This is a genomic window from Pseudomonas sp. SJZ078 (assembly GCF_007828255.1).
In the GTDB taxonomy this organism is placed as follows: domain Bacteria; phylum Pseudomonadota; class Gammaproteobacteria; order Pseudomonadales; family Pseudomonadaceae; genus Aquipseudomonas.
Genome location: NZ_VIUG01000029.1, coordinates 1 through 22,267 on the forward strand (window position 1 = coordinate 1; position 22,267 = coordinate 22,267).

Consider the following 22,267-nt stretch of genomic DNA (forward strand, 5'->3'; position numbering starts at 1 on the left):
TGCCCAGTTTGATGTAGAGCTTGACCGCTCGGATACGGTCTTCGTATGAATACATGAACTACCTCCAGGTAGTCCAAGATTTCCGCCGCATCCCCACCGGGTCAGTTTTCGGTCAGCGGCAACACACATCCTCTCCGAGCGAGCTGATGAGCGTTTTATGCCCCCATATATGCCCCCGTCAACTGTGGGATGCCCTGGGATTAGGTGGGAAAACGCGGGCAAGAAAAAAGCCGTAAAGCTTTGATTTCTCTGGGCTTTACGGCTTTTCTGGGTCTTCCTGGGAAGACTAAATGGTGGGCCGGGGTAATCTGAAATGGTTCTATATCTATATGAAATTCAACAAAAAAACTAGTTTAAAAAGTCTTGTGGAATACCTTTTGGAATGCCGAGCCGATTGGTCTGAGTGCGTGGATAGGGCTTGGCTTGGAGGGGGCTCATGGCATGGGACGTTCGGTCGTCAGGGTATCCCTGAAGGCGATGTAGGCTAGCGCGTCCTTGAGTTCCTTCATTCTGGGTTCAACGCGTTTCTTGATGTCATCGTCGCTGGCTGTCGGTGGCTTATCGTCTGGCCACATCAGTTCCCAGCGAGCAACAAGCTCTAGACATCGCTCCAGGTGTTTCAGCGCCTCATCCAACTGAGCCGTTAGGAAGGCAGCGCGCTGCTGACCATTTTTGCGCTCCAGTGCGACTGCAGTTTTGAGCTGTTTCTCATAATTTTTTTGGGTTTCGAGGGCCTCGCCCTCTTGAGTGATGAGCGCTGTGATCAGCGTAGCCTCGCTAACTTTGTGTCGCCTGGCGAGAGACGTCAGTTTGGTGATTGTCTCGTTGCTCAGGGTGAACGTCAGCGGCTTCCTGCCGTTGCTGTCCGAGCGATAGCGGCGTTGTCGTATGGTCCCTTGCAGTCTGAAAACAAGTTCCGGTCGTTCCCTCTGGAGTTTTCTGATAACGGAAACCACGCTCTCATACGTCTCAAGACGAGTAGACGGATTGGGCGCTAACGACTTTATGTGCTCAGGTCCGAGCGCTTCCACGAGATAGTCGGCAGCCCACCGCCACTCACCCTCATGCTCGCGTAGCCACTTTAATGGTTTTTCGTGTTCTGACATTCCATCCTCCAGCGGGGTAATCGGGCCATGTGACGGAGCCCTTGCGCTAGACTGGAATATATATCGTTACTGTAACGTCATACAACGTTTTATGAGATGTTGCGGTTGTGTTGGTGCTACGTTAGTTAGCGTTACGTGTTCCGTTACTGTTATTAGTATTCTAAAATATAGGGTATATTTACGGTAGAAAAATAGGATTCATTCGATGCTCTCCAGGATTCTCGATGCAAGGTTAAGGTTCGTTGATCATGATTCGAAGTTTGTCCTTCTCGCTTTCTGGCGATGCTATGGTGCTGCTACCCCTCAGCGCTGCTCGGTGAAGCAGCTCGCTGAAGACCTGAGGCTTCCGGCGCAAGCTGTCTCCAAGTCGTTGGCTCAGTTGGTGAAGGTCGAGGTGCTGACGGTATCCACCCAGCCAGAAGGAAAGGGGAGGCCTAAATGCATTTTCGAGGTAAGTGAAGGTGCTCAATCTCAGCTACGGGAGATTAAGGAGAGGCGCTTAAGGCATCCGGAGTTGCTTGAGCGGCTTCTGAGAGGCGAGCGGATCAGGGCAACTTGGTCTGGTTGGAAGGAAGGTCTCGACTCGACGTCAGCCTCCAATCCTGACTCCCGGGAAGAGAAACGAGGGGCTCCTGTGCGGATGGGGAAACTCAGCTTGGCGAATCGTTTGTTGCTCATGATCTTGGTTGGCCACGCGGATCCGTTCGGGGTTGTCAGGGGGGTGAGCAGTCGAGAGCTCTGTTTTATGGCTGGGATAGAGGTCGACTGCCTTAAGCAACGCTTGCGAAGACTGACCGCGCTGGGTTTCATTCGTAGGCATATTCCTGGGATTGCGAGTTCCATATTTGCCAAGAAGCTCACCAGCATCTATCTGCTCAATTTGAACCACCTGCAGTTATCTCCGGTGCGTGATGTGGTATCCACCGCTGTGCATCAGGTGCTGGATGACTCGAATCGAGATTGTGAGCACGTGACGGCTGTTTGGCGGGATCGGGAATCCTTTTTGAAGCGGCGTGAATACCACATTCCTCTGAGCGTGGTGCGTCTTTTCAGAAAGGCGCCCAAGCACGCATTTGATCAGCTGGAGTTCTTTATCTGCGAATCAGCATCAGGCTTCCTCTCGCGCCACTGGGCTGGCGCTGATTCGGCCGTGTGGAAAAAGGTGCGTGGTGTTGACGCAGTGGTAAAACAGCAAATCGCCGATTTCTTCCGAATGCCGATGCTTGATCCGAAACATAAGGTGGCCTTGGATCATGACGAGCTCATCGACTTTTTCGAGCGACTGGTATTTCGAGTCGCAAACGAGTATGCCAGGCGCTTTTCAGAGTTGTCCGCAGTTTCCTTCACTGAGGTCGACTTCATGCTGCTGCCGGTCCATGTGTCGATTGGTCACGAGCACGTCGCTATGTTGTTTAAGGGGCGACCAGATCGTGATCAGGAACATTGGCTGGTCACTAGGGCGTATGGCGATCCGGAGGTTACGAGAGTGTCTAGAGAGTCGGATATCGAATTGGACGTTCGTCAGAAGGCAGGGCTTCTTACGCCGCTATGAGCGGTTTGGGGAGGCATCGTTTTTTTATACCGACCTTGCCAATCCTCTGAACGAATACGAGGAGCCCGTTCATGAGGATCATCCGCCTGAAAGAAGTCATCGACTCGACCGGCTTGGCCCGGTCAACCATCTACAAATACATCGCGGAAGGCACCTTCCCGAATTCGGTACCATTAGGCGACCGTAGCGTGGGCTGGGTTGAAAGCGAGGTGCACGACTGGATCCTAGCAAAAATCGAGGAGCGTGACCTGGCAGAGGGGCTGCGACGCGTTCTACCGGCCGGCTGAGTATGGCGAGTGAGATCTGACTATCTGCGCCATGACTGGCTACGGCTGGTCATGGCGCTTATGCCGGGCGCTTCTTCAGGCTGCTAGGCACTCGCCAGGAAGCCGGATCGATGTAGCTCCCTATCGATCCGGCGGACTCTGGCTAGATAATGCACCACCATGGGCTCTCTATCTGGTTTTTTTCCGCAATACGGTTTCAACAAAAAATGCCGCTGCGCCTTTGTGAGCGAGGTGGATTTCACCGAGCCATTCGGAGCGATCAGTTGCGGTGTGGGTAGTATGCTTTTACTCGCTACCATTATCCGAATGGGTTCACGCTAAACCGAGCGACAACCTTTACTGATTAGATCCCATTCAAGTGGAGTCGGAGAGGTAGAGTCACCATCTGAAGGAGAGCACTACACTGCATGCAGTGAGGCCAACTGATTAGGTGAGGAAAGGTAGCGGTAAAAAAGTACACAACAGGCACTGGTTATGAAACTCCACCAACGAGAGGTCTTAACCATGCTCAACGATGCCGATACCATCCAGCGCTACCCACTCCGTCATCCCACCAATACCAACCTCCATTTGTACTACGGGGATACCTTTGAAGGCTTCCCGTTGATGCGTGACAAAGGCCCTTTCATTCGTGAGTACCTGTCTGATCTCAAGCACGCCATCGAGCTGGCCATGGCTGAGTATCCGAGGGTACTGGCCTTCAGGGTGGATCTCAGGCTACCTCAAGGTATCGAACTGCCCGACTACGCCTATACGAACCAGGTCATCAGCCGGTTCTTCGAGTCTTTCACGAGGAAGATCCAGTACCATCAGGAGAGGGTGGCCGAGCGTGGTTACTCGCGTGGCTGCAAAGTCCGATACGCTTGGTCGAGAGAGATAAGTCAGGGATGTAGACCCCATTACCACGTGCTGATTATGTTGAACCGCGATGCTTATTACAAGGTAGGGCGGCTGCGTTCAGCAAGGGTGAACATGATCAGCCGTATGGAAGAATCCTGGGCTAGTGCATTGGGTGTATCAGTCGATCAAGTGAGTGGGCGGGTGCATATCCCGAAGAATGCTGAATATCGAATTGATCGGAATGTCCGCCATGGCGAGGTCGATGAGTTGCCAGAGGTGTTCTACAGAGCGAGCTATCTTTGCAAGAAGGCCACCAAATCCTACGGGAATCGTCAGCGAGGGTTCGGTACCAGTAAGGGGTAGAGCTCTCTTGGTCATCCGCTCTTGCTTCGTGTGAAAATCGGTCCTGTCTTGGATGAGGCAGGGCCGATGCCATTCTGCCGCTAGCGCGAGCGCCTATGAGCGCGGCTCCAAATTTGGCTGACTGGATCCAGCTTTGCGTAGGGTTGGTAGCCCTTTGAGCAAGACCGGGTTCGCCAGTCCTTAGCCAGATTCACGACTTCTGAGTGCATGCTTCAAGCGGTGCTCTAGATCTACGTTTTCTTTGATCTCGCATTCCCAGACGACAATGACTTGCCAGCCCATTTCCTGGAGGGCCTTGGTATTTCGGAGATCACGTTCGACGTTCGCCATAAACTTGGGGAGCCAGTAGTCTTGTCGAGATTTTGGTGTCGTAGCCAGGCGGCAACCAGGATGGCGGTGCCAGAAACATCCGTGTACAAAAATAACCGCTCGGTACCGCGGTAGCACGATGTCTGGCGAGCCAGGTAGATTCTTCCTATGAAGGCGGAAGCGAAATCCTAAGCGATGGAGCAGGCTACGAATGAGGAGCTCGGGGGTAGTATTCTGGCTCTTCACGGATCGCATGATCTCGCTGCGATTCACAGTGCTCTCCAGGAATGGGCTGAATTCGAAATCTGGTGATTTCCAACCCTAGCATGAGACCATGCTCCGGCCAGTGCTACCATGGCTAAGCTGTTGGCTCTAGGAAGCTTTGGGAGGCTCATTTTTGGTGAGATACACCGATTTTTCCCCAGGTGCCTATGAATTAGGCGACGTCCGCCGATCATGTCGAGCGTCCCAAGCATCGTAGGCAGGCTTGAGGCTCTGGGGCAGTTTGGTTGCCCTGAGCGAGCTTCGCCGCTTCCTGCACATGATGGTCAATGGTTACTCAGGCCATGGGTGGCTCTGCGCTGAGACCTCCTTGCTGCTACCGGGCTGGCCTGCTCGGTACACGAAAAAGGTAGAGGGGAGCGGAGGCCTGAAACGGCGCGAGCTCCACGGCGATACACGGACACACCGGTTGTCGTACTGGTTCCTGCTGCAAGATGTGAAATGCGATAATTGTTAGTTTAAGGGCTCAATACATGCTTGAAAAGAAATACTCCCTTGCAGAATTCTTCTGCGGTTGTGGTGGAACCTCCCGCGGATTCACCCGATCTGGGCGGTTCAACGCAGTATTCGGCAATGACATAAAGGCCGAGGCTCTACGTACGTTTGAGTTCAACCATCGGCAGGATGAACTGCCTCCCGTCACTCTGCGCGAAGACATCCGACTGCTGGAGGTTGAGCGCATCCATGAAGCATTACGTGACCGTGGTGTCGCGAGGGGAGAATTGGATTGCATGATCGGAGGGCCTCCCTGTCAGGGTTTTTCGCAGCTCCGACGTAGCGAGCATCGCGAAAAAGGAAAGATTGTAAAATTTAAGGGGTATAGCCAGCTGGCTCATGATCCTCGAAATGATTTGGTTCTACGATATCTTGAAGTGGCTGAGGCGCTTCAACCCAAGTTTCTGGTTATCGAGAATGTCCCTCAGATGCTCAATCACGGCTTTGATGGGCGTTTAGGTAAGCTATCTGAAATTGTTATTCAAATGCTTGAGCGCGACTTGGGCTACAAGGTTGAAGTTGCTATTCTTAATTGCGCGGACTACGGTGTTCCGCAGCTTCGTGAACGTGCGGTTTTTATCGCAAGTTCCCTAGGCTCAGTATCTATGCCAAGTCCTAGTCATTGCGATCCGTTGAGTGAAGGGCTTTTGCAAGAGGGACGTTTGCCGTGGGTGACTGTAGCTGATGCGATCTCTGACTTGCCAATGCCATCTGTTGCGGAAGAGGTACTGGGCGGGCAAGCACTTCAGCTATATGGAGAAAACTCGAGTCCATATGCGCAGCAAATGCGGAGTGCGAAAGAGTTTCCTTACAATCATATCACTCGGCCGTACAGAAAGTCGGTGCTCGATATTATAAAAGAGATGAGGCCAGGAAAGACCTGGGATGCTGAAAGTGAGCGCATGAGAAGTCAATATGCTAAGGAAATACAGGAACTCTCAATTTCCAGTCATCTCTCATTGCAGGCCGCACAAGCTGAACTCGAGCGTTCTGGAGTAATCAATCCTGTCTTCTACAAAGACTATTATTGGAGTGCATACTCACGCCTGGCTTGGAATTCCCCTTCTCTGACCATCACAGCAAACGCTAATTTCTTAGGATCAGGCAGGTTCACGCATCCAACGGAGATGCGCGGAATTACAATGCGGGAGGCTGCACGTTTGCAGTCCTTTGATGACGATTTCCGTTTCATTACTTCCGATGGCGGAAGCATGGATACTGCACGTATTGGGGTCGGAATGGATATGATTGGTGAGGCTGTACCTCCGTTGTTGTCGAAGGCCATTGCACTACATCTGGCTGCGCAATTAGATGATTACAATGCGCCGGCAGATACCACTGCCAAGCTGGCGGCGAAGGTAGGCTAGTTTTTTCCTAGTCAAGCGTAAATAAAAGGATGTCGGATGACGCTCACGAACGATGAAATTTTTGAAATGGCGAGCGCCGCGGTTCGAGTAATGTACCAGCGATATGGCGCGGACTTTAAATTTCCGGCTGATGTTATTTGGCAGAATATACCTCAAAACGTTGATATTCCGAGCACCAAGAGACCGCATCAGCCTGCTCGACTAATTCGTGCCGGACTTTTGGAAAAAACTGGAGGCCTGACGAAGGCCCAATCAGAGAGTAGGGCTGGAAGCCCTACAGCGGAATATCGCTTTGGGCCTAAATTGGTTCATAGGGCCAAAGAGTCTACACAAAGCCAGGCTCCCGGCAAGCGTTCACCAGGTGAGTCGCTCAAAGATATCCAATTGGCTATGGACACTGAAGGTTACGTTATCTCAGTAGCTGAGCTAGCCAACTTTTATTTGGCCATGACCGTGAGCCCGCTTGTGGTTCTTTCAGGTATCTCGGGCACAGGTAAAAGCTTGTTGCCGCGAAAATTTGCGAAGTACACGAATTCTTTGTTTCATGCAATCCCAGTACAACCGCAATGGTCCGATAATAGTGATCTTTTCGGCTACGTCCCTACGTTGACCCCCACAAAGTATATAAAGGGTGCACTGATCGAAAGTTTGCTAGAGGCGAAGCAAAACCCTAATAAGCTCGTAATTGCGCTGCTTGACGAGATGAATCTTGCTCCTGTTGAACACTATTTCAGCGATTTTCTAAGTGTGGCTGAGACACGTGCTCGGGCGGGAAAAAAAATTATAACCGATAGGCTGCCGATTGAGCTGCCCGATGAAGATCAGGATCAGTCGAATACTCTCATTGAATTGCTGCGTGAAATTCAACTACCATCAAATCTCCGTATCGTGGGAACCGCGAATATGGATGAAACAACTCATACCTTCAGCCCCAAAGTTTTGGACAGAGCATTCACTATTGAATTTGACGATCCAGACTTGACCGCTTTCGCGTCTAGCCAGAATAGAAAGCATGATGATAGTAGTGTGTTCGACGAGCTTGCCGCTATCGCTATCCACGAATCTAACGCAATATCCGTTCAGGAGGCATATTCCTCTAGTCAGGAGCTTTTTGAGCATATAGCGCTACTTCTGAGCGAGATTCAAGAGATCTTAGCTCCCGCGGGTATTAAGTTTGGATATCGTACGCGAGATTCTATCTTGTTGTATCTTCACTTCTGGCGCGAGTTTCATCTCAATGACATCTTAACTGGTTATGCCGCATTAGATTTTTGCATTTTGCAGAAAATTCTACCGAAAGTGGCCGGTAGTGGAGAGGTTCTTGCAGAAGCACTGATGAATCTTAGTGCTTGGCTCAATGCTAGAGCGGAAGTTCAAGTGGATGAGGATAGGATCTTTGCAGAGTTTTCCGGCCCATTAGCCAGGAGTGTTCAAAAGGTCGAGCGAATGACTGCTCTACTCAACCTTGATGGATCGACTCGCTACTGGGGCGCATGATGCCGCTACTGCTTGAGGTTACTGGAGCTGGCTGGAAAATTGAGGTGGTCGGTAAGCTGCCCGATCTGCCACCGTTTATTCCTGTTCTGCCTCAATTCGCTATCGGTGTCGACGGTCCAGTAGCAGTTGAGGCGTTTGATGCTAAAACAGGTAAAATGCGCTCTGTCGCGCCAGGAGAGTTAATCGAGCCTCTTTTTTTTGAAGCAGTTGCCTACGATATTCATTTTGAAAAAAATGATGAAACTGCAAGGCTAAGACTTCCACCAGGAGCAGAGGCGCGTCGTATACGCGAGAGTAGCGAGCACCATCTGCTCAACTTTGGAAATAATGTTGGTTTTGCTGAGCTGCTTGTTTTTACGAACAGTGGTACAGCAAAGCTTCGGCTCGAAGTTTTTTCACGTAAATTGGATTATAGAACCGACTACATTCAAATGCGTGCAGATGTTTCGTCAATGCTTCGCAATCTGGCGATGACGGCAAATGCAAAAACCTTTGGGATGGCTGCACCCGCAAGTGACTACCAGCCCACATTGGTCGAGTGGTTTTCACTCATACAGTCTTATTTCAGCGAATATATCAAGTTGACGAGCGCAATTGCCAAGAAACCGCATACTGGCTTGGCGGTTAAGGCTGTGCTTGAGGATACAGAACGTGCCCGTCGAGTTTCTCGACAGGCAGTCGGGCGAGCATTACGACGAGAAAACGGAGGCACGGCCATTCCAAGTCTTGGTATCGCGTTGCCGCGTAAGATCCAAGAAAATTTTGCTGCGATCACATTCGATACCCCAGAAAACCGCTATTATAAGGCAATGATCAGAGCGACTTATCGCAATGTCAGGGCTCTATCGAAGGTGAATGACTCGGGTGATGAGGATGCAGACCAGTTTTCAGAGCGTCGTTTTTTTGAGTCGATTAGGCCATTACTAAAATCTATGGAGCGTCAACTTGAAGTCGCGTTGAAAGCGCCATTCCTTACGCAGGTCAAAGAGATTATGCTCGTGAGGCCTCAATCTATGGTCTTCCACAAGCACCCGCTCTACTCAAGATTCGACAAGCTTTTCCGTCTGCTAAATGGCGGTCTTTCTTTTGCAGGAGAGATCATTCCTGTTGGTGTAAAAGAGACGGCGCTACTTTACGAATATTGGTGCTTTTTGAAATTGATTTCACTTCTACGTACTCGATTCGACTTGGTCAGTCAGTCAGTGGTAAAAGTTAATCGCCTGCGAACGATCGTGGCATTGTCCAAAGGGAAATCATCGACCATGGAGTTCATCCATAGGTCCAGCGGTAAGCGTCTCTTTCTCGTCTATAATCGCCTTTTTAACAGATTGCCGACGATTGCCCAAAAGCCCGATAACGTGATTCAGTTTGCAAGCGACACGCAATTCTACATTTTTGATGCTAAGTACCGAATTCAGTTTGATAAAGACTACGTCAGGCAATATGGTGGCCCAGGGCCAACTACAGACGATGTGAATACGATGCATCGTTATCGGGATGCTATTGCTATTCCGCACCCGATGCGTTCAGGAGAGTACCTTCAAGGAGTGGTGACTGGTGCTGTTGTGCTATTCCCTTATCCACATGAGGAGAGTTATCGTACTCACAAATTTTATAAAAGTATTGAGCAAGTCGAGATCGGTGGAGTGCCTTTTTTACCTGGGGCAACAACGATAATGGATGAAAAAATTGAAGCGCTCTTAGTAGAGCTGGGTTACGTCACTACTTGAAAATGGTCAGTGGTGGCTTACTTGGTTTTGAAATAAAAAAAATAAAAAAGGCACGTTTTTCGTGCCTGTTTTCTATCGTATTCCGACAGGTTTGTCATTTTTATCGTAGCAAATTGGATGCTCGCAGTATCCTCCTGCGTTCAGTATTTCAAGCTCGTAAACTTCAGGTAAATAATCTTGGAGCTTGGCTTTTTCGACTTTTCTACCATTCACCGTACAATCGTCATCTGCACGAGGGTTGCACCAGGCATCTTTTACTTCGACATGCTTTGTTGGTTTTGAGATGGGCTTCTCATCAAGCTGAGTCGAAGCTTCGACAGAAGAGGTGAGTTCGGTATTTGCATCAAGGCGGTATGCTGCAATGGCGTCTGCTGCAGTCGCGGAACTGATGCCGTGATCAAGTAAAAACTCCTCAAGTGTAGTGCGGGCTTGCGAGTAGGTAAATTCTTTGCCTTTTTTATGCGGGCCACCATCCATGCGATATGCGATTGGATAACCATCTTTGCTTTCATATATGTAATAGTAAACGGACAGGGTAAAGCTGAGGTCTTGGCCATACATGCCATAGACGCCCGCCCCATTGGAGGCTCGGCATGTGCCACGCTTACATGCGCCACTTATCTGATTGCTGAAAGTAATGTTGCGCTGCTGTTGGGCATCCCACATAGTGATGTTTCTAGGTAGAGTATACCAAGTGCAGCGGTAGAATTTAGCGCCATACTGATTTTTGGCTTCTGCGCAGGGAATTGCATAAGGTAAATCCTTCATGGTTTTTTCATTGGGCAGCATTGCAGGATAAAGATACCCGTAATCAACATCCGCTTGAGCGTTATATGAGAATAGCAATGTTAGTAAGCTTATTGCTTTTAGTTTGAATAATTTGTTTTTCATGGTTTTGATCTGCGATATTTTTAGATGGTTCGACTTATTTTCTCTTAGCCCGTTTCTTATGGACCACTTTGAGTTTTTTATTAACGTAGTCTTTTATGATTTCGTAATCTGGGTCGTAGGTTGCGAGCGTATGGCCGACGCCTGCTGCCGCAGTTAATGTGGCCAGGGCCAATGTGGCTGGTGTGGATACGACGCTGAAGACCGCTCCTAGGGCTCCGCCTTGGATCAGTGATCCTTTGACATCTGTCCTGACTCGGCACTTCATGCCGAGGGCCTCTATTTTGGTTTCTACAAGCTTGATTCCTTCCGTGAAATTTCCTCTGAGGCCGATTACCTCGAAGGACGATTTGCCTCTCACGAGGCCATCAATCTGCGCTTCATTCAAACCAGTTACGACGATCATGATGCTTTGTGCTCCTTGCTGGGGATTTGAGTTGGCAAATAGGTCGAATATCAACCTTTTGGGTTGAGTGTCGGTTTAGAAGGTCCTTCATGTCAACAGGTTGATGCCCAACCATTCAGGTTGATCTGGAGGGTGGCATGTCAAGAACTGATTCGAAGCAGTTGGCTGAAGTTGTAGGTCAAGCCATTGCTCGCCAACGAATACGCTGCAAGCTGAGTCAGGAGCAGGTCGCGGAGCGATTAGGGATCGGTAGTGAGGCCGTTTCACGCATTGAGCGTGGCGTGGTTATGCCCAACGTCGAGCGTTTGGTTGAACTGGCGGCGGTTTTCGGCTGTGAAACCGCTGATCTGCTGACCGAGGGCAGTTCGCGCCCGGAGGATCAGGCGCGTCGACTGCATGGGCTGCTCTCTACGCTGAGCCAGGATGATCGTGCGCTGGTGCTGGAGTTTGTGGAGCGTCTGGTGGAGCGCCTTAGCCAGCGCTAAGGCCCTCCTTACTTTCTGCGGTTTCGTCGAACAAGGCGCCGCGGCGTAGACACAGGCAGTCGAAGCCCGCGAAGTGAAACCGCACAACATCTTCTACTGCCTTCCGCGCCTCCGGGTATGCGGGTGCAACTGCTGCCAGGCCGCTGAGAAGATCGGCATGGCTGCTCCCCTCATGTGGGCGCTGAGCGCCCTTGATTACGCCATTGAGCAGCCCGACCAGCAGGGTCAGCCCTTTGGCTGCGTCCCGTGTCAGCACGGCGCTGGAGTCGCATATCAAACATTGTCTGTTCATCGTCATGCTCCCTATTGAATTGAGGCGGCCAGTGCAGGCCTGGCGGCTCGGGGTAGTGATCAGTTCTGTGGTGCAGTGGTGGATTCTGCCGCGGCTGTTCCGGGCGCCAACGCCTTCACGAGGCGGCAGAAAATCCAGCATGCCAGCAGCACGGCGATCAGCAGGGGCGGAAAGCGCGCCAGCAGAAGCACCAGCAGCAGAAGGGCCAGGCAGCCTGCGAGGATGCCGGCGAACAGGAACACGGCAGCAAAAACTCGTAGTAGCTTCATTGTCGCTCTCCTCACAGGTAGCCCTGTTCCGCCAGCGATATGCAGCCCTTGTGGCCCACCACGATGTGGTCCAGGGTTCGTACCCCGACCAGGTTCAAGGCCTCCCGCAGCTTGTGGGTGAGGGTGAGATCCGCTTGGCTGGGTTCCGGATCACCGGAAGGGGGGCTGTGGACCAGCACGGTTGCTGCGGCGTTGTGCTCCAGGGCAGCCTTGACGACTTCCCGGGGATAGACACTGGCGCTGTCCAGGGTGCCCCGGAACAGTTCGTGAAAGACGATCATCCGGTGCCGGCTGTCGAGCAGGAGCAGGGCGAATACCTCATGCTCGTAGTCGCCCAGCAGCGCCTGCAGGTGGCTGAATATTTCCTTCGGTGAAGTCAGTGCTCGCCCCCGACGCAGACGCAGATTCGCCAACTGCCTGGCCATCAGCAGGATGTTGGTTTCGGTGACCGGCGACTCGACCAGGTAGGTGCCGGTCGATTCGCTGGCCTTCAGCTTGTGTGGGCGCATGCTGGGCTCCTTGATGGTGAACTGTCGGTGGGGTATGGCGCTGGGCTTGTGCGTCCAACTTCTCGGCCAGGCTAGTTTTCGCAGAACGCTGGGAAGTATTGGTGGTTGGAGATGAGGTTTCTTCGGCGGGGTAGAACTCCTCGGCGATGGCACCAGCATCTTCCTCACTGTCCTCGAACGCGCCATTGCCGAAGCCACGCTTCGCCGCTTCATCCAAGGCGGCCTGAACGAATCCTGCTGCTTGCCGCTGCGCATCGAGCTCGTTGGCGGCCTGCAGCGTCTCGGCAATGTCCATACCGCCGCGTACCGTCAGGTCGACGTAGAAGATCGGCGTGCCATGGCTTTGCCGGGTGGATTTACCGCGCAGGCGCAGTTCGAGCGGCAGGCACGCCAAGCGGTTGCCGGAGATGGCCTTGAAGTAATGCAGCCGGGCGGCGAGGGTGCGGATGCTGTTGAAGCCGGTGGTGCGGAACACGAAGCTGCCCAGCGGGTCGTCGTCACCAATGATCACGTTCAGTCGGCCGTAAGGTTTGCAGGCATTGCCTTTGGCCAACGAGCAGGTGTTTGGCGAAGGGCAGGGCAGCGACTGCATGCCGTCCTGGGTGACCCGCTTGCAGGTCTCGCCGTTGCCCACGCACAGCGGCCGCCCGGATTGCCGGTCGAACAGAGTGTAGTCGGCGCGAAAGTTCAGCTCCGGTTCGTTGAACAGCAGGCGTACCGGGATGCTGCGCAGCTTGTCTTCCTTGCCCTGACGCAGCTCATCATTGAGCGGGTGCAGCAACCAGCCGTCATTGCCTTGTACCTGGGAGGTGATGGTGAACTGGTCATCCTTCTCCGGAAGGCGCTTGCCGTTCTTCTCGACGACCTTACCGATGGAGATGCGTCCGAGCACCGGGGGCGTGATAGCCAGACCTTTGAGCATGGTGGTTCTCCTGAAAATGAAAAAAGGCCAGCCACGCAGCACGAACTGCATGGACTGGCCAAGGGGGGAAAGAGTTGATGGAGATGGAAATCAGCCGACCAGGAAACGCCGCGCACCGGGTTTCAGCAGCGGGTACTTGGCCTGCAAGTAGGGCTTGTCCTGGAGCAGTTGAGCGACATCGAGACCGACGCTGTCCTTGGCCTTGCGCCAGCTGACGTAGCCGCTGGAGAACTCCGCCCGACTGGCATCACCCATGGCCTGTTGCAGCATCTGCTTGAGCTCGGCCTCGCGCTTTTCCTTGTCGGCAATCGACTGGCGAACGGCCTTGAGCTCGATGAAGGCAGCGGCCAGTCCGGCATGGCTGCTGAAGTCGACGACCTGACCGTTATCCTCTGGATAGAGGCAGCGCAGTGCTGCTTCAGCAGAGACGGTGCCATCGGCTGGCGGTGGCGTATCGGTTTCCACGTAGTGCCAGAACTTGCGCTCCAGTTCGATCAGGCGAGCGATCATCTGCTCGTCCCGCTTGATGCGGTGGATATCCAGCGTCTGGCCGCCGAGCAGCACGGCCACATCCGCAGCCTGCTTGCCGGTGACGGCGAGCTGGTGCATTACCTGCAGCTGCACATACTCGGGCACGCCTTCTTTCCAGAGGCGTGCCCCGTTTATGCCGCCGGTCTTGCATTCGAGGATTTGCACGTCGTCGGCACCGATCACCTCACGGTCGATGTTGGCCAGCATCCAGGGCAACTCGGGATCGGGATGCTGCAGCACGGCGTTGATACGCCGGACTTTGTTCTTGGTGCGCTTGCTGTAATGCCAGGCTACGATGGGTTCCAGGATATTGCCCCAGTACATCGGGCTTTCCTCATCGTGGGGATCGGCCTTCGGCAGCGCGGTGTCGCGGCCGGTTTTCTCCAGCCATAGCTCCAGCTGCGACTTGTAGGGGTTCAGTCCCACGGCAGCGGCGGCATCCGAACTGCCGATGCCCTGCTTGCGGATCTGCAGCCAGTCCTCGCGCGGCAGCTCCTTGGTGCTGACCAGGCGCAGGGCAGGACGTCTCTTGCTGGTGATGCTGTTCAATGACATTGCTTTCATGGTTCACCTGCAGACATAAAAACGCCTGACCAGCACAAGGCTGGCCGGGCGCGAGGGTGGATGTAATTGAGGGTTAAGCGGCGAGCTGCAGCGCGGCATCCAGGGCGCGTTGCTTGATCTGCGCGCCCTGACCGAACCAGGCCGAGTCCATGCGGTACTCTTTGCTGCGTGCACGGCGCTCGTGATCGACGTACTCGGTGACGGCGTTGAGCAGGCCCCAGGCAGTTCCGCGTGCTGATTCCAGTTGACTACCGCGACCACGACCTTCGTACAGCTCCTGAACCTTACGCAGGGCGCGTTCGTTGGGCAGTTGCTCCGGCAGCGCGCCGGCCGGGCTGGTCTCGCACATCACGTTCATGAAGAATCCGAGTGCCTCATGCCATTGAACCTTGCGCTCGGCCAGCGCACGCATGCGGTACATAAAGTCGTCCCATTGGGAGACGGCAATGCCGAGTTGTCTCTTCACCACCTTGGGGTCGAAGCGAGTGTTGTGCGGCACCTTGATCGCCCGGCTGGAGCCATCCACCGCTATGGTCAGGGTGTTATTGCACACCACGCGCACCGTAGTCGGTGTGGCTGTGGTGGCAAGGGTGCCGTCGCAGGAGGTCGCCAGCAGCAGATAGCCATTCACCTGGTCGTTGCCCTTGAGTGCCGCGCCTTGTCCGGTACGCGCCAGCGCCCAGAACTTGCGTCCCCCCTTGAGCACGCCCGCGGTTTCCAGCTCGTAGCCGGAGACCTCGGTAAGGTCCCGGTAGAACTCCAGCACTTCACGCGGCTGCACGGTGTGATAGCGCTGGGAGACCACGGACAGCGGTGCCTTGCTGTCCGAGCGGAAGAGCACCTTCTGCTCGGGAAAGGAGTGGATAGCGCCCAGATGCCCGGCAACTTCTGATTTGAAATGCACCGGGCTTTCGAGGATCTGCCAGTCCATGCCGGCTTCGCGTTGCCAGACTTCGATGGGCTGTTTCTGAGTGAGTTGATTGCCTAGGCCGTGCCAGGGGGCAGCGCCAGCGTAGGCCATGGTTTCAACGAGATGTGCCATGTGAATGATTCCTTTGGGTGCAAGACGGCATAAAGCGCTGCGCGAGGCGCAGCACCGTCCGGATGAATGAAATGAAAAGAGGGGAGTCGGATCAGGTCGGCAGGTTGAAGCGATGACCGCAGAGAAGGCAGAGGTTGTGAGCTAGAACGTGGCGGTCGAGCGACTCGCCGAGCTGAGCGCCGAGCGCACAGCCGCCAACCCCGCCAGCTAGGCCACCGAGGATGGCGCCAGACACGGAACCGAGAGTGATACCAACAGGGCCGGCGAACGCGCCGATAGCTGCGCCAGCCTGCCCGCCTGCCAGGGCAGTGCTGACTCCGCGCGCAACACCGCCCACGGTGCCGATGGCGGCGCCGACTTTCATTGCGTGGTGGAAGGAAGCGACTTTGGGTGAGTGACAGCGAGGGCATTGTAATGACATGGGGCTAACCTCCTTGGTGCTTATGTCACCCCGATGATGTGTGGTTGAGATTTTTTCGAAACGAATGGCAGTTGTAGGGGGTTGATTTTATTTCCTAATCGGCAGAAAACAGCCATCAACGGTCATCTGATATCTAAGAAAACTCGGCGATTCATTTCTTCTATGGCTAGGCAGGTTTGGCTGGTTGAGCCAAGCTGAGGCGTAAAGCCAGCATAAGGATCTGCGAAAATGCGCATTATCAATCTGAAGATTGAGAACTTTCGGGGTGTGAAGTCAGCGGATCTTACGTTTGACGGACATACCTTGCTTGTAGGGGGCAACAACGTCGGAAAGAGCACGATTTGCGAGGCTTTGGATCTTGTGCTCAGTCCAGATAGGCTTTCTCGCTTCCCCCCGGTTCAGGAGTTTGATTTTTACAATGCCTCGTACCTCGATGCTGACGGGACTACCCCCGTAAAGATCAGGATCGACGTCATGCTGGTTGATCTCAGTGGTGAGGTTGAGCGCACCTGCGCCGCTCACACCGAGCTGTGGCACGTCAAAGAGCAACGTCTGTTGGAGGCTGGTGAGGCAGATGCCGCCGTCCCTCCTGAAGTTATTCGATGTCTGCGCATTGAAACGCAAGCCTTTTACAACCCAGAAGAAGATGAGTTCGAGGCGGACACGTTTTTCTCGTATAGCCCCAGCCTCGAAGACGGCGAGCTTCAGCGTGTAAAGAAAACAGTGAAGCGGTTGTTTGGGTTCCTCTACCTTCGAACTCTGCGCACAGGTTCACGTGCCCTCAGTCTTGAGCGAGGTTCTCTGCTCGATCTCATCCTCCGGTTGCAAGGCGTTCGAACCGGGCTTTGGGAAAAGTCTATCAAGCGGCTTCGGGAGTTGGATCCCCCGATCGATTCGGATGCTGCCGACCTCCGGCCAGTACTGGATTCCATTGAAGAGAGGCTTGCCCAGTACATTTCCGTGGGTGGGGCTGGCAAGGCGACCCAGCTATTCGTTTCGCAGCTTACGAGAGAGCACCTGCGCAAGACGATGTCGTTCTTTCTTTCCATCACAGAGGATCAAAAGCCAGTCCCCTTCCAGCATGTCGGGACAGGTACGCTGAACACTCTCGTGTTGGCTCTGTTGTCGTTCATCGCCGAGGTGAAAAAGGACAATGTGATTTTCGCGATGGAGGAGCCCGAAATAGCACTGCCACCGCATACGCAGCGCCGAATTGCGAAGTACCTTTTGGAAGAGACGACGCAGTGCTTTGTCACCTCGCATTCGCCGTATGTGATCGAGCGATTCGACCCATCTCAGATCATCATCCTGAGACGCAACGCTGACGCAACGGTGGAGTCGACGACCGTTGCGTCAGGCACAACCCTGAAAGGCAAGATGTACAAGCGTCATGCACGAAGAGGCCTTGCGGAAGCAATGCTCGGTCCTGGGGTGATTGTTGCGGAGGGGGTCACCGAGCAGAGTGCCTTGACCGCAGTCGCTGAGAAGATGGAACAGGCCAACCCGGATCTGTTTGCCCTCGACTTGGCAGGCATCACGATCTTCCCCGTTGATGGCGACGGTTCGTTGCCTAATTTCGGTGCGTTCTTCAAAGCACTTGGCCTTAGAACCTATGCTTTCTATGACTATAAGCCACGCAAGGCAGAGGAAAAACAGAAGTTTGCGGAAGCCTTCGATTTCCCGAACGAGATTCCTTTCCCAAACATCGAGCAGCTACTGGTAACCCAAACGCCGGTTGAGCACCAATGGACGTTCCTTTGTGCGCTTCGTGATGCCGGGGAGCAGGGGAACATTGGCATCCCTGCCGAGCGCCCAGATGATAGGGGGGTAATGGATAACATGCTCAAAGCGCTCAAGAGCAACAAGGGCAATGGATATGCAGCCCGGTTGCTGGATCTTTGCGCACTGCACGAGCTGCCAGTCGGTATCACAGATTTCCTGACGCGTGTTTACGAGGACTTTCCAAAACCTGCTCCTGCTGCTCAGCCCGGTGATGAAATGGCTGAGGAAGAGAATGAAGAGGATCAGGTAGGCGCCATATGATCATCTGTGAGCGGCGTCAGACGATTCTGGACGAGGATGGCCACCTCCTGATTGTCGGAGGGCCTGGCAGCGGGAAGACCACTATCGCCCTTCAGAAGGCCACGAAAATTATTGCTACTGGGTTGCAGCCGGGGCAGTCGATACTCTTCCTCAGCTTTTCTCGGGCAGCCGTGGCAAGGGTCGCAGAGGCGTCGAGTCTGCTGGTCGATAAGTCCGTACGTTCGAAGCTCAGCCTCCAGACCTTTCATTCCTTCTGCTGGTCATTGCTCAAAAGCCATGGCTACCTGCTCGGCTCTCCGAAGGGAAAGCTCAAGATCCTGCTGCCTCAAGATGAAAAGGCCTTGTCCGGTGGAGTGAAAGCACCGCAGAAGGGAGAGAGGCCAACAGCCGAATGGCTCGCGTGGCAAGCTGAGCGGGAGCGACTGTTTGCGGAGGAGGGGCAAATCTGTTTCGACTGGTTTGCTCCTAAATCCAGTGAGCTGCTGGAAAGGTGTCAGTTGCTTCGGGAACTGGTAGCGGACAGTTACCCTGTCATCATTGTTGATGAGGCTCAAGACACTGGGAATACGGCTTGGAGCTGCATCGAGAAGCTGGCAGACCTCTGCCAGATCATCTGCCTGGCTGATCTTGATCAGCAGATTTTTGACCACCTTGAGGGAGTCGGTCCGGAGCGAATCGATCATATCAAAGACGCTTTGTCTCCCGTTTTTGTAGATCTTGGCTCCGACAATAACCGCAGCCCTGGCACTGAGATCGCTGTGTTTGGAAATGACATCTTGGCGAAGACGCCGAGAAGAGCCCCATATGCCGGTGTCGGTCGCATTCTATATGACCCGAGACACGAACCGATCCAGTGGATGCGTGCGGCGCTCGGTCGGTTTTATGCAGGTGCTAAAGCGGACGGTTTGCGCGTGGAAAATATAGCCATACTCGCAACCACCGGCAGTGGCGTCGCCAAGATTTCAGCCGCCTTGAATGGAGGCGCGAAACCTATTCCTCACAAGGTGTTGTTCGACGAGGCCGCAGTTCTGCTATCGGCCCGATTGGCAGCGTTTCTTCTGGAGCCCAAGCTTCCTGAACGGCGTGCAGTTGATATCGCAACCTGTCTTGAATTACTTGCCTTGATCAGGCGTGCAGACGGTAGTGCAACGGCAATCAGGGAGGCAGCTACCTACCTGAAATGGAGTGCCAGCATCGCTGGTGGTAAGCCCCCGAAGACCAATCTTGCGAGGAGTGCTGAAGCACTCATCGATGGCGCTGCGGGTCTAGTGCTTACCGGTGACCCTGGCAGGGATTGGATTCAGATCAAAACGCTGCTCTACCGGACCGGCGTCACTGAATTCAAGCAGGTTGCGGGGGCTCTCGACTATTTGATCGCTTTCAATCGTGGGAAGCGAATCAGCGCGAGCTTGTCGGAGATGTGGATGACGACTGGCGCATACACCACCGCACGTCAGGGGCTCGATAACGCCCTCGTGCAGGATCAACTGCTTGCTGATGGAAACGATACTCAAGGCATACACGTCATGACCATCCACAAGTCAAAGGGCAAGCAATTCGATGCCGTGATTCTGGTTCGGGAAAGCATTAGGCAGGGAGCGCGGGAGTTTCGCTCTTCCTTGGTCTGGCGTGGGGATGAAGCGCCCTATGACCGTAGTCGGAAAATTCTTCGCGTTGGAATCACCCGCGCGCGCCGTTACGTTCTGATGCTCGAGCCGACATTTCCGGCATGCCCCATAATGTCGGAGCACAGATTGTGAGGATGACCGATTGTGGCCGGTTGTTGCTCGTTGCTACTGGCTGCTTTGCGGCAGTTGGCACTAATCAGCGTATCGGCACAACCTTCCTGTCCCGATTTTCCGCGATAGCTGACATCGAAAGGTTGCCGGTAGCTGCGTCCTGAACATGCTCGCTCCACCAAGCCATCATCGGGCGGCGGCGCTCGATGTAGTCCGCCCGATTGTAGGCACTGCGAACCTCGTCTTTATCGACGTGGGCAAGTGCTACCTCGATTAACTCAGGATCCCAGCCATGCTCGTTGAGGATGGTGCTACCCATCGAGCGCATGCCGTGGCTGACCAGGCGCCCCTCGAAGCCCATTCGTTTCAGCGCCATGTTGGCGGTCTGGCTGTTGCAGTGGGTGCGGGGGTTTCGGTCTGCGGGGAACACATACTCCCGATGTCCACTGTAAGGTTTGATAGCTTCCAGGAGCGCGAGAGCCTGCTCCGTGAGCGGGACAATGTGCGTGCGGCGCTTCTTCATACGCTCCGCAGGGATCGTCCAGATCTTCTTCTCGATGTCGATATCTGCCCAGCGGGTGGTTGCTGCCTCGATTGGTCGAGTCATGGTGTGGAGCTGCCACTCGATCAGGCAGCGGGTTGTTCTTTTTATGCTGGCATTGGCTATTGCCACCATGAGCTCTTTCAGCTCATCGGGGGGCAGTGCCGGCATGTTTTTCTTTTTCGGTTTCTTGAAGACGGAGCGGATGCCGCTAAGCGGGTTAGCGTGAATCAGTCCCGAGTTGACCCCGTAGGTCATGATCTCGTTGAGTCGCTGCGTCAGCCGCTTCACAGTCTCAAGGCTGCCCTTGGTTTCGAGTGGTCGGAGCAAGTTGATAACCTGAGGGGCGTTGATGGCTGAGATCGGAGTGGTGCCCAAATCAGGGAAGATGTGTAGCGTGAGGGAGCGCCAGATGTCCTCAGCGTAGGCCTGCGTCACTGAGTCCTTTTTCAGCTCATACCAAGCCGTCGCGATGTTCTGAAAGGTATGTTCGGTCGCGGCTTTTTTCGCCTGACGATTAGCGTTGCGCTGTTCCTTTGGATCAATCCCCTGAGCGACAAGCTCTCTAGCCTCAACGGTTCGCTTGCGTGCCTGAGCCAAGCTCACTTCAGGGAAAGTGCCTAGACCCATGTTTATCCGTTTCTTCGTTACGGGATGGATGTAGTTGAAATTCCACAATTTAGAGCCATTGCTTCTCACTCGCATCTGAAGGCCGTTGCCATCAGTTAGCGTGTAGTCCTTTTCACTAGGCTTGGCGGCTTTGACTTTGAGGTCAGAGAGGCGTGTGGCTTGAGCACCCATGATGTATTCCAAAGCTGGTTGTGTATTCCAAAAAATACCAGTTGAGTGCTTGGAATACCACGTGGAATACACGAAAACATAGATGCTACTGGACGCTATTGGATCATCGTGGTGCTGAAAGCCCTATATTTACTGGGTTTCAGGCACAAAAAAAGACGTCCGTGGACGTCTTTAGATGATTATTTGGTGGAGCCGGGGGGATTTGAACCCCCGTCCGCCAGTACTCCGCTGTCGGTACTACATGCGTAGCCGTGTCTATTAAGTTAACCCTCAGCGACCCGACGGGCAGGGTGCTTTGGGCGAGTTGTGTAAGTTTTAGCCGCTTCGTCCACAACGTACTGCACGGCGATTCTGTTCTATATGACAATCACTTTGGGTTTACAGACATCCCCTGATGATTGCTGGACCCGAAGGTACCAGAAGGGAAGGGCTAAGGCTGCTTACGCAGCGAGAGCGTATTCCCCGTAGGTTTCGTCATTGGCAACTATAGGAAGTTGCAACAGTGGATTTACGAGTTCTGTTACCAACTCGGCATGCACCTAAAGTTTCGCAACCGGCGTCGAATCCTGAACGGCCCCGAGCCTGTCGCTCGGTGAATCTCTTGGAGCGGCAGGTGTGTGCAGTGTACGCCAATACGTGACTGAGGCCAACCCGGAGGTTGGCCCAGTTGGTATTACTGCTTCGGTTCGTTACGAAGTTTATCCACGCGAGACAGCGCTTGGGTGGCTTCGGTGACGCATTTCTTTTCGTCTCCGGCAGCTTTGGCGGCTTCAGCTTCGCCCTGCAGCCGCTTGATTTCCATGGTGGTGTTTTCAGAGGTTGCCGGCAACGTGGTGACCTTATCCTGCAGCTCCTGAAGCTTGGCGGTGCACAGGTCGTTATCCGCTGCGAACACCGGAGAGGCCAACAGTGCAGCGGAAATGAACAAGCCAGCAAATGCGGTGTGCTTCATGTGTATCTCCTTGAACGTGTGGTCTCGGTGCTGC

The 22,267-nt window shown here is 53.8% G+C and carries 20 protein-coding genes, 1 other RNA gene and 2 pseudogenes; 9 read left to right on the plus strand and 14 right to left on the minus strand.

Features of this window, described 5'->3' with window-relative positions; all coding sequences use genetic code 11:
* Positions 1-434: 434 nt before the first annotated feature.
* Entirely contained in the window at positions 435-1,106 is a 672-nt protein-coding gene (locus FBY02_RS21685) for a hypothetical protein (RefSeq protein ID WP_178115381.1), read from the minus strand.
* A 205-nt stretch (positions 1,107-1,311) separates the two neighbouring features.
* On the opposite strand from FBY02_RS21685, the gene FBY02_RS21690 reads away from it, so the two are divergent.
* The 3 genes and pseudogenes from FBY02_RS21690 to FBY02_RS21700 all read left to right on the plus strand — a co-directional run bounded on the left by FBY02_RS21690 (position 1,312) and on the right by FBY02_RS21700 (position 4,148).
* Positions 1,312-2,658: a hypothetical protein gene (locus tag FBY02_RS21690; RefSeq protein WP_144930199.1), complete on the plus strand. Its 1,347-nt coding sequence runs from the start codon at positions 1,312-1,314 to the stop codon at positions 2,656-2,658.
* A 71-nt stretch (positions 2,659-2,729) separates the two neighbouring features.
* Positions 2,730-2,965: pseudogene (locus FBY02_RS21695) on the plus strand (helix-turn-helix transcriptional regulator).
* Positions 2,966-3,449: 484 nt separating this feature from the next.
* A complete protein-coding gene (locus tag FBY02_RS21700) occupies positions 3,450-4,148 on the plus strand; it encodes an inovirus Gp2 family protein (RefSeq protein ID WP_144930200.1) in 699 nt (232 codons plus the stop codon).
* 180 nt (positions 4,149-4,328) lie between these two features.
* Here the strand turns inward: FBY02_RS21700 and FBY02_RS21705 are convergent, their stop codons facing one another.
* Positions 4,329-4,730, minus strand: a complete 402-nt coding sequence (locus FBY02_RS21705) for a very short patch repair endonuclease (RefSeq protein ID WP_144930201.1) — start codon at positions 4,728-4,730, stop codon at positions 4,329-4,331.
* A gap of 482 nt (positions 4,731-5,212) precedes the next feature.
* Here FBY02_RS21705 and FBY02_RS21710 point away from each other — a divergent pair, with 482 nt between their 5' ends.
* From FBY02_RS21710 to FBY02_RS21720, 3 genes are read left to right on the plus strand one after another with little or no spacing between them, the layout of a single operon-like run.
* Complete coding sequence (locus FBY02_RS21710; protein ID WP_144930202.1) at positions 5,213-6,601, plus strand: DNA cytosine methyltransferase; 1,389 nt, start codon at positions 5,213-5,215, stop codon at positions 6,599-6,601.
* A gap of 36 nt (positions 6,602-6,637) precedes the next feature.
* Positions 6,638-8,098 (plus strand): McrB family protein, encoded by a 1,461-nt coding sequence (locus FBY02_RS21715; protein ID WP_144930203.1) that lies wholly within the window; start codon positions 6,638-6,640, stop codon positions 8,096-8,098.
* The gene (locus FBY02_RS21720; RefSeq protein ID WP_144930204.1) at positions 8,095-9,828 is read left to right on the plus strand and encodes a DUF2357 domain-containing protein; all 1,734 of its coding nucleotides are present in this window, start codon (positions 8,095-8,097) and stop codon (positions 9,826-9,828) included. The genes FBY02_RS21715 and FBY02_RS21720 overlap by 4 nt, the downstream gene beginning before the upstream one ends.
* A gap of 72 nt (positions 9,829-9,900) precedes the next feature.
* Here FBY02_RS21720 and FBY02_RS21725 read toward each other — a convergent pair whose 3' ends face one another.
* Together FBY02_RS21725 and FBY02_RS21730 are read right to left on the minus strand one after the other, a co-directional pair.
* On the minus strand, positions 9,901-10,719 hold the full coding sequence (locus FBY02_RS21725) for a hypothetical protein (protein WP_256662548.1): 819 nt from the start codon (positions 10,717-10,719) through the stop codon (positions 9,901-9,903).
* Between the two features lie 34 nt (positions 10,720-10,753).
* Positions 10,754-11,122 carry a hypothetical protein gene (locus FBY02_RS21730; RefSeq protein ID WP_144930205.1) on the minus strand — a complete coding sequence of 123 codons (369 nt, stop codon included), beginning with the start codon at positions 11,120-11,122 and terminating at the stop codon, positions 10,754-10,756.
* A gap of 137 nt (positions 11,123-11,259) precedes the next feature.
* Here FBY02_RS21730 and FBY02_RS21735 point away from each other — a divergent pair, with 137 nt between their 5' ends.
* On the plus strand, positions 11,260-11,607 hold the full coding sequence (locus tag FBY02_RS21735) for a helix-turn-helix domain-containing protein (RefSeq protein WP_144930206.1): 348 nt from the start codon (positions 11,260-11,262) through the stop codon (positions 11,605-11,607).
* Here FBY02_RS21735 and FBY02_RS21740 read toward each other — a convergent pair.
* The 7 genes and pseudogenes from FBY02_RS21740 to FBY02_RS21770 all read right to left on the minus strand — a co-directional run bounded on the left by FBY02_RS21740 (position 11,594) and on the right by FBY02_RS21770 (position 16,157).
* Positions 11,594-11,899 carry a hypothetical protein gene (locus FBY02_RS21740; RefSeq protein ID WP_144930207.1) on the minus strand — a complete coding sequence of 102 codons (306 nt, stop codon included), beginning with the start codon at positions 11,897-11,899 and terminating at the stop codon, positions 11,594-11,596. The two genes, FBY02_RS21735 and FBY02_RS21740, sit on opposite strands and share 14 nt — an antisense overlap.
* 59 nt (positions 11,900-11,958) lie before the next feature.
* Positions 11,959-12,168 (minus strand): hypothetical protein, encoded by a 210-nt coding sequence (locus FBY02_RS21745; RefSeq protein WP_144930208.1) that lies wholly within the window; start codon positions 12,166-12,168, stop codon positions 11,959-11,961.
* 11 nt (positions 12,169-12,179) lie between these two features.
* Complete coding sequence (locus FBY02_RS21750) at positions 12,180-12,677, minus strand: JAB domain-containing protein (RefSeq protein WP_144930209.1); 498 nt, start codon at positions 12,675-12,677, stop codon at positions 12,180-12,182.
* Positions 12,652-13,599, minus strand: a pseudogene (locus tag FBY02_RS21755) (hypothetical protein); the annotation flags it as partial. The pseudogene FBY02_RS21755 and the gene FBY02_RS21750, both read right to left, overlap by 26 nt.
* Before the next feature lie 90 nt (positions 13,600-13,689).
* Complete coding sequence (locus FBY02_RS21760; RefSeq protein WP_144930210.1) at positions 13,690-14,694, minus strand: YqaJ viral recombinase family protein; 1,005 nt, start codon at positions 14,692-14,694, stop codon at positions 13,690-13,692.
* 73 nt (positions 14,695-14,767) lie between these two features.
* Positions 14,768-15,736 carry a DUF932 domain-containing protein gene (locus FBY02_RS21765; RefSeq protein ID WP_144930211.1) on the minus strand — a complete coding sequence of 323 codons (969 nt, stop codon included), beginning with the start codon at positions 15,734-15,736 and terminating at the stop codon, positions 14,768-14,770.
* Between the two features lie 91 nt (positions 15,737-15,827).
* Complete coding sequence (locus tag FBY02_RS21770) at positions 15,828-16,157, minus strand: hypothetical protein (RefSeq protein WP_144930212.1); 330 nt, start codon at positions 16,155-16,157, stop codon at positions 15,828-15,830.
* A gap of 228 nt (positions 16,158-16,385) precedes the next feature.
* Here FBY02_RS21770 and FBY02_RS21775 point away from each other — a divergent pair, with 228 nt between their 5' ends.
* Together FBY02_RS21775 and FBY02_RS21780 are read left to right on the plus strand one after the other, a co-directional pair.
* Complete coding sequence (locus FBY02_RS21775) at positions 16,386-18,200, plus strand: ATP-dependent endonuclease (protein WP_144930213.1); 1,815 nt, start codon at positions 16,386-16,388, stop codon at positions 18,198-18,200.
* Entirely contained in the window at positions 18,197-19,960 is a 1,764-nt protein-coding gene (locus FBY02_RS21780; protein WP_144930214.1) for a UvrD-helicase domain-containing protein, read from the plus strand. The genes FBY02_RS21775 and FBY02_RS21780 overlap by 4 nt, the downstream gene beginning before the upstream one ends.
* A gap of 64 nt (positions 19,961-20,024) precedes the next feature.
* On the opposite strand, the gene FBY02_RS21785 is transcribed toward FBY02_RS21780, so the two are convergent.
* From FBY02_RS21785 to FBY02_RS21795, 3 genes are all read right to left on the minus strand, one after another.
* On the minus strand, positions 20,025-21,281 hold the full coding sequence (locus FBY02_RS21785; protein ID WP_144930215.1) for an integrase domain-containing protein: 1,257 nt from the start codon (positions 21,279-21,281) through the stop codon (positions 20,025-20,027).
* Between the two features lie 184 nt (positions 21,282-21,465).
* Positions 21,466-21,859, minus strand: a transfer-messenger RNA (tmRNA) gene (ssrA, locus tag FBY02_RS21790).
* 95 nt (positions 21,860-21,954) lie between these two features.
* A complete protein-coding gene (locus FBY02_RS21795) occupies positions 21,955-22,233 on the minus strand; it encodes a hypothetical protein (RefSeq protein WP_144930216.1) in 279 nt (92 codons plus the stop codon).
* Positions 22,234-22,267: the final 34 nt, after the last annotated feature.

Coding starts and splice junctions, on each gene's coding strand:
- FBY02_RS21785 (WP_144930215.1), bottom strand. CDS start 21,281: ATGGGTGCTCAAGCCACACGCCTCTCTGACCTCAAAGTCAAAGCCGCC.
- FBY02_RS21765 (WP_144930211.1), bottom strand. CDS start 15,736: ATGGCACATCTCGTTGAAACCATGGCCTACGCTGGCGCTGCCCCCTGG.
- FBY02_RS21730 (WP_144930205.1), bottom strand. CDS start 11,122: ATGATCGTCGTAACTGGTTTGAATGAAGCGCAGATTGATGGCCTCGTG.
- FBY02_RS21775 (WP_144930213.1), top strand. CDS start 16,386: ATGCGCATTATCAATCTGAAGATTGAGAACTTTCGGGGTGTGAAGTCA.
- FBY02_RS21750 (WP_144930209.1), bottom strand. CDS start 12,677: ATGCGCCCACACAAGCTGAAGGCCAGCGAATCGACCGGCACCTACCTG.
- FBY02_RS21690 (WP_144930199.1), top strand. CDS start 1,312: ATGCTCTCCAGGATTCTCGATGCAAGGTTAAGGTTCGTTGATCATGAT.
- FBY02_RS21770 (WP_144930212.1), bottom strand. CDS start 16,157: ATGTCATTACAATGCCCTCGCTGTCACTCACCCAAAGTCGCTTCCTTC.
- FBY02_RS21725 (WP_256662548.1), bottom strand. CDS start 10,719: ATGAAAAACAAATTATTCAAACTAAAAGCAATAAGCTTACTAACATTG.
- FBY02_RS21745 (WP_144930208.1), bottom strand. CDS start 12,168: ATGAAGCTACTACGAGTTTTTGCTGCCGTGTTCCTGTTCGCCGGCATC.
- FBY02_RS21685 (WP_178115381.1), bottom strand. CDS start 1,106: ATGTCAGAACACGAAAAACCATTAAAGTGGCTACGCGAGCATGAGGGT.
- FBY02_RS21740 (WP_144930207.1), bottom strand. CDS start 11,899: ATGAACAGACAATGTTTGATATGCGACTCCAGCGCCGTGCTGACACGG.
- FBY02_RS21760 (WP_144930210.1), bottom strand. CDS start 14,694: ATGAAAGCAATGTCATTGAACAGCATCACCAGCAAGAGACGTCCTGCC.
- FBY02_RS21735 (WP_144930206.1), top strand. CDS start 11,260: ATGTCAAGAACTGATTCGAAGCAGTTGGCTGAAGTTGTAGGTCAAGCC.
- FBY02_RS21715 (WP_144930203.1), top strand. CDS start 6,638: ATGACGCTCACGAACGATGAAATTTTTGAAATGGCGAGCGCCGCGGTT.
- FBY02_RS21700 (WP_144930200.1), top strand. CDS start 3,450: ATGCTCAACGATGCCGATACCATCCAGCGCTACCCACTCCGTCATCCC.
- FBY02_RS21795 (WP_144930216.1), bottom strand. CDS start 22,233: ATGAAGCACACCGCATTTGCTGGCTTGTTCATTTCCGCTGCACTGTTG.
- FBY02_RS21720 (WP_144930204.1), top strand. CDS start 8,095: ATGATGCCGCTACTGCTTGAGGTTACTGGAGCTGGCTGGAAAATTGAG.
- FBY02_RS21780 (WP_144930214.1), top strand. CDS start 18,197: ATGATCATCTGTGAGCGGCGTCAGACGATTCTGGACGAGGATGGCCAC.
- FBY02_RS21710 (WP_144930202.1), top strand. CDS start 5,213: ATGCTTGAAAAGAAATACTCCCTTGCAGAATTCTTCTGCGGTTGTGGT.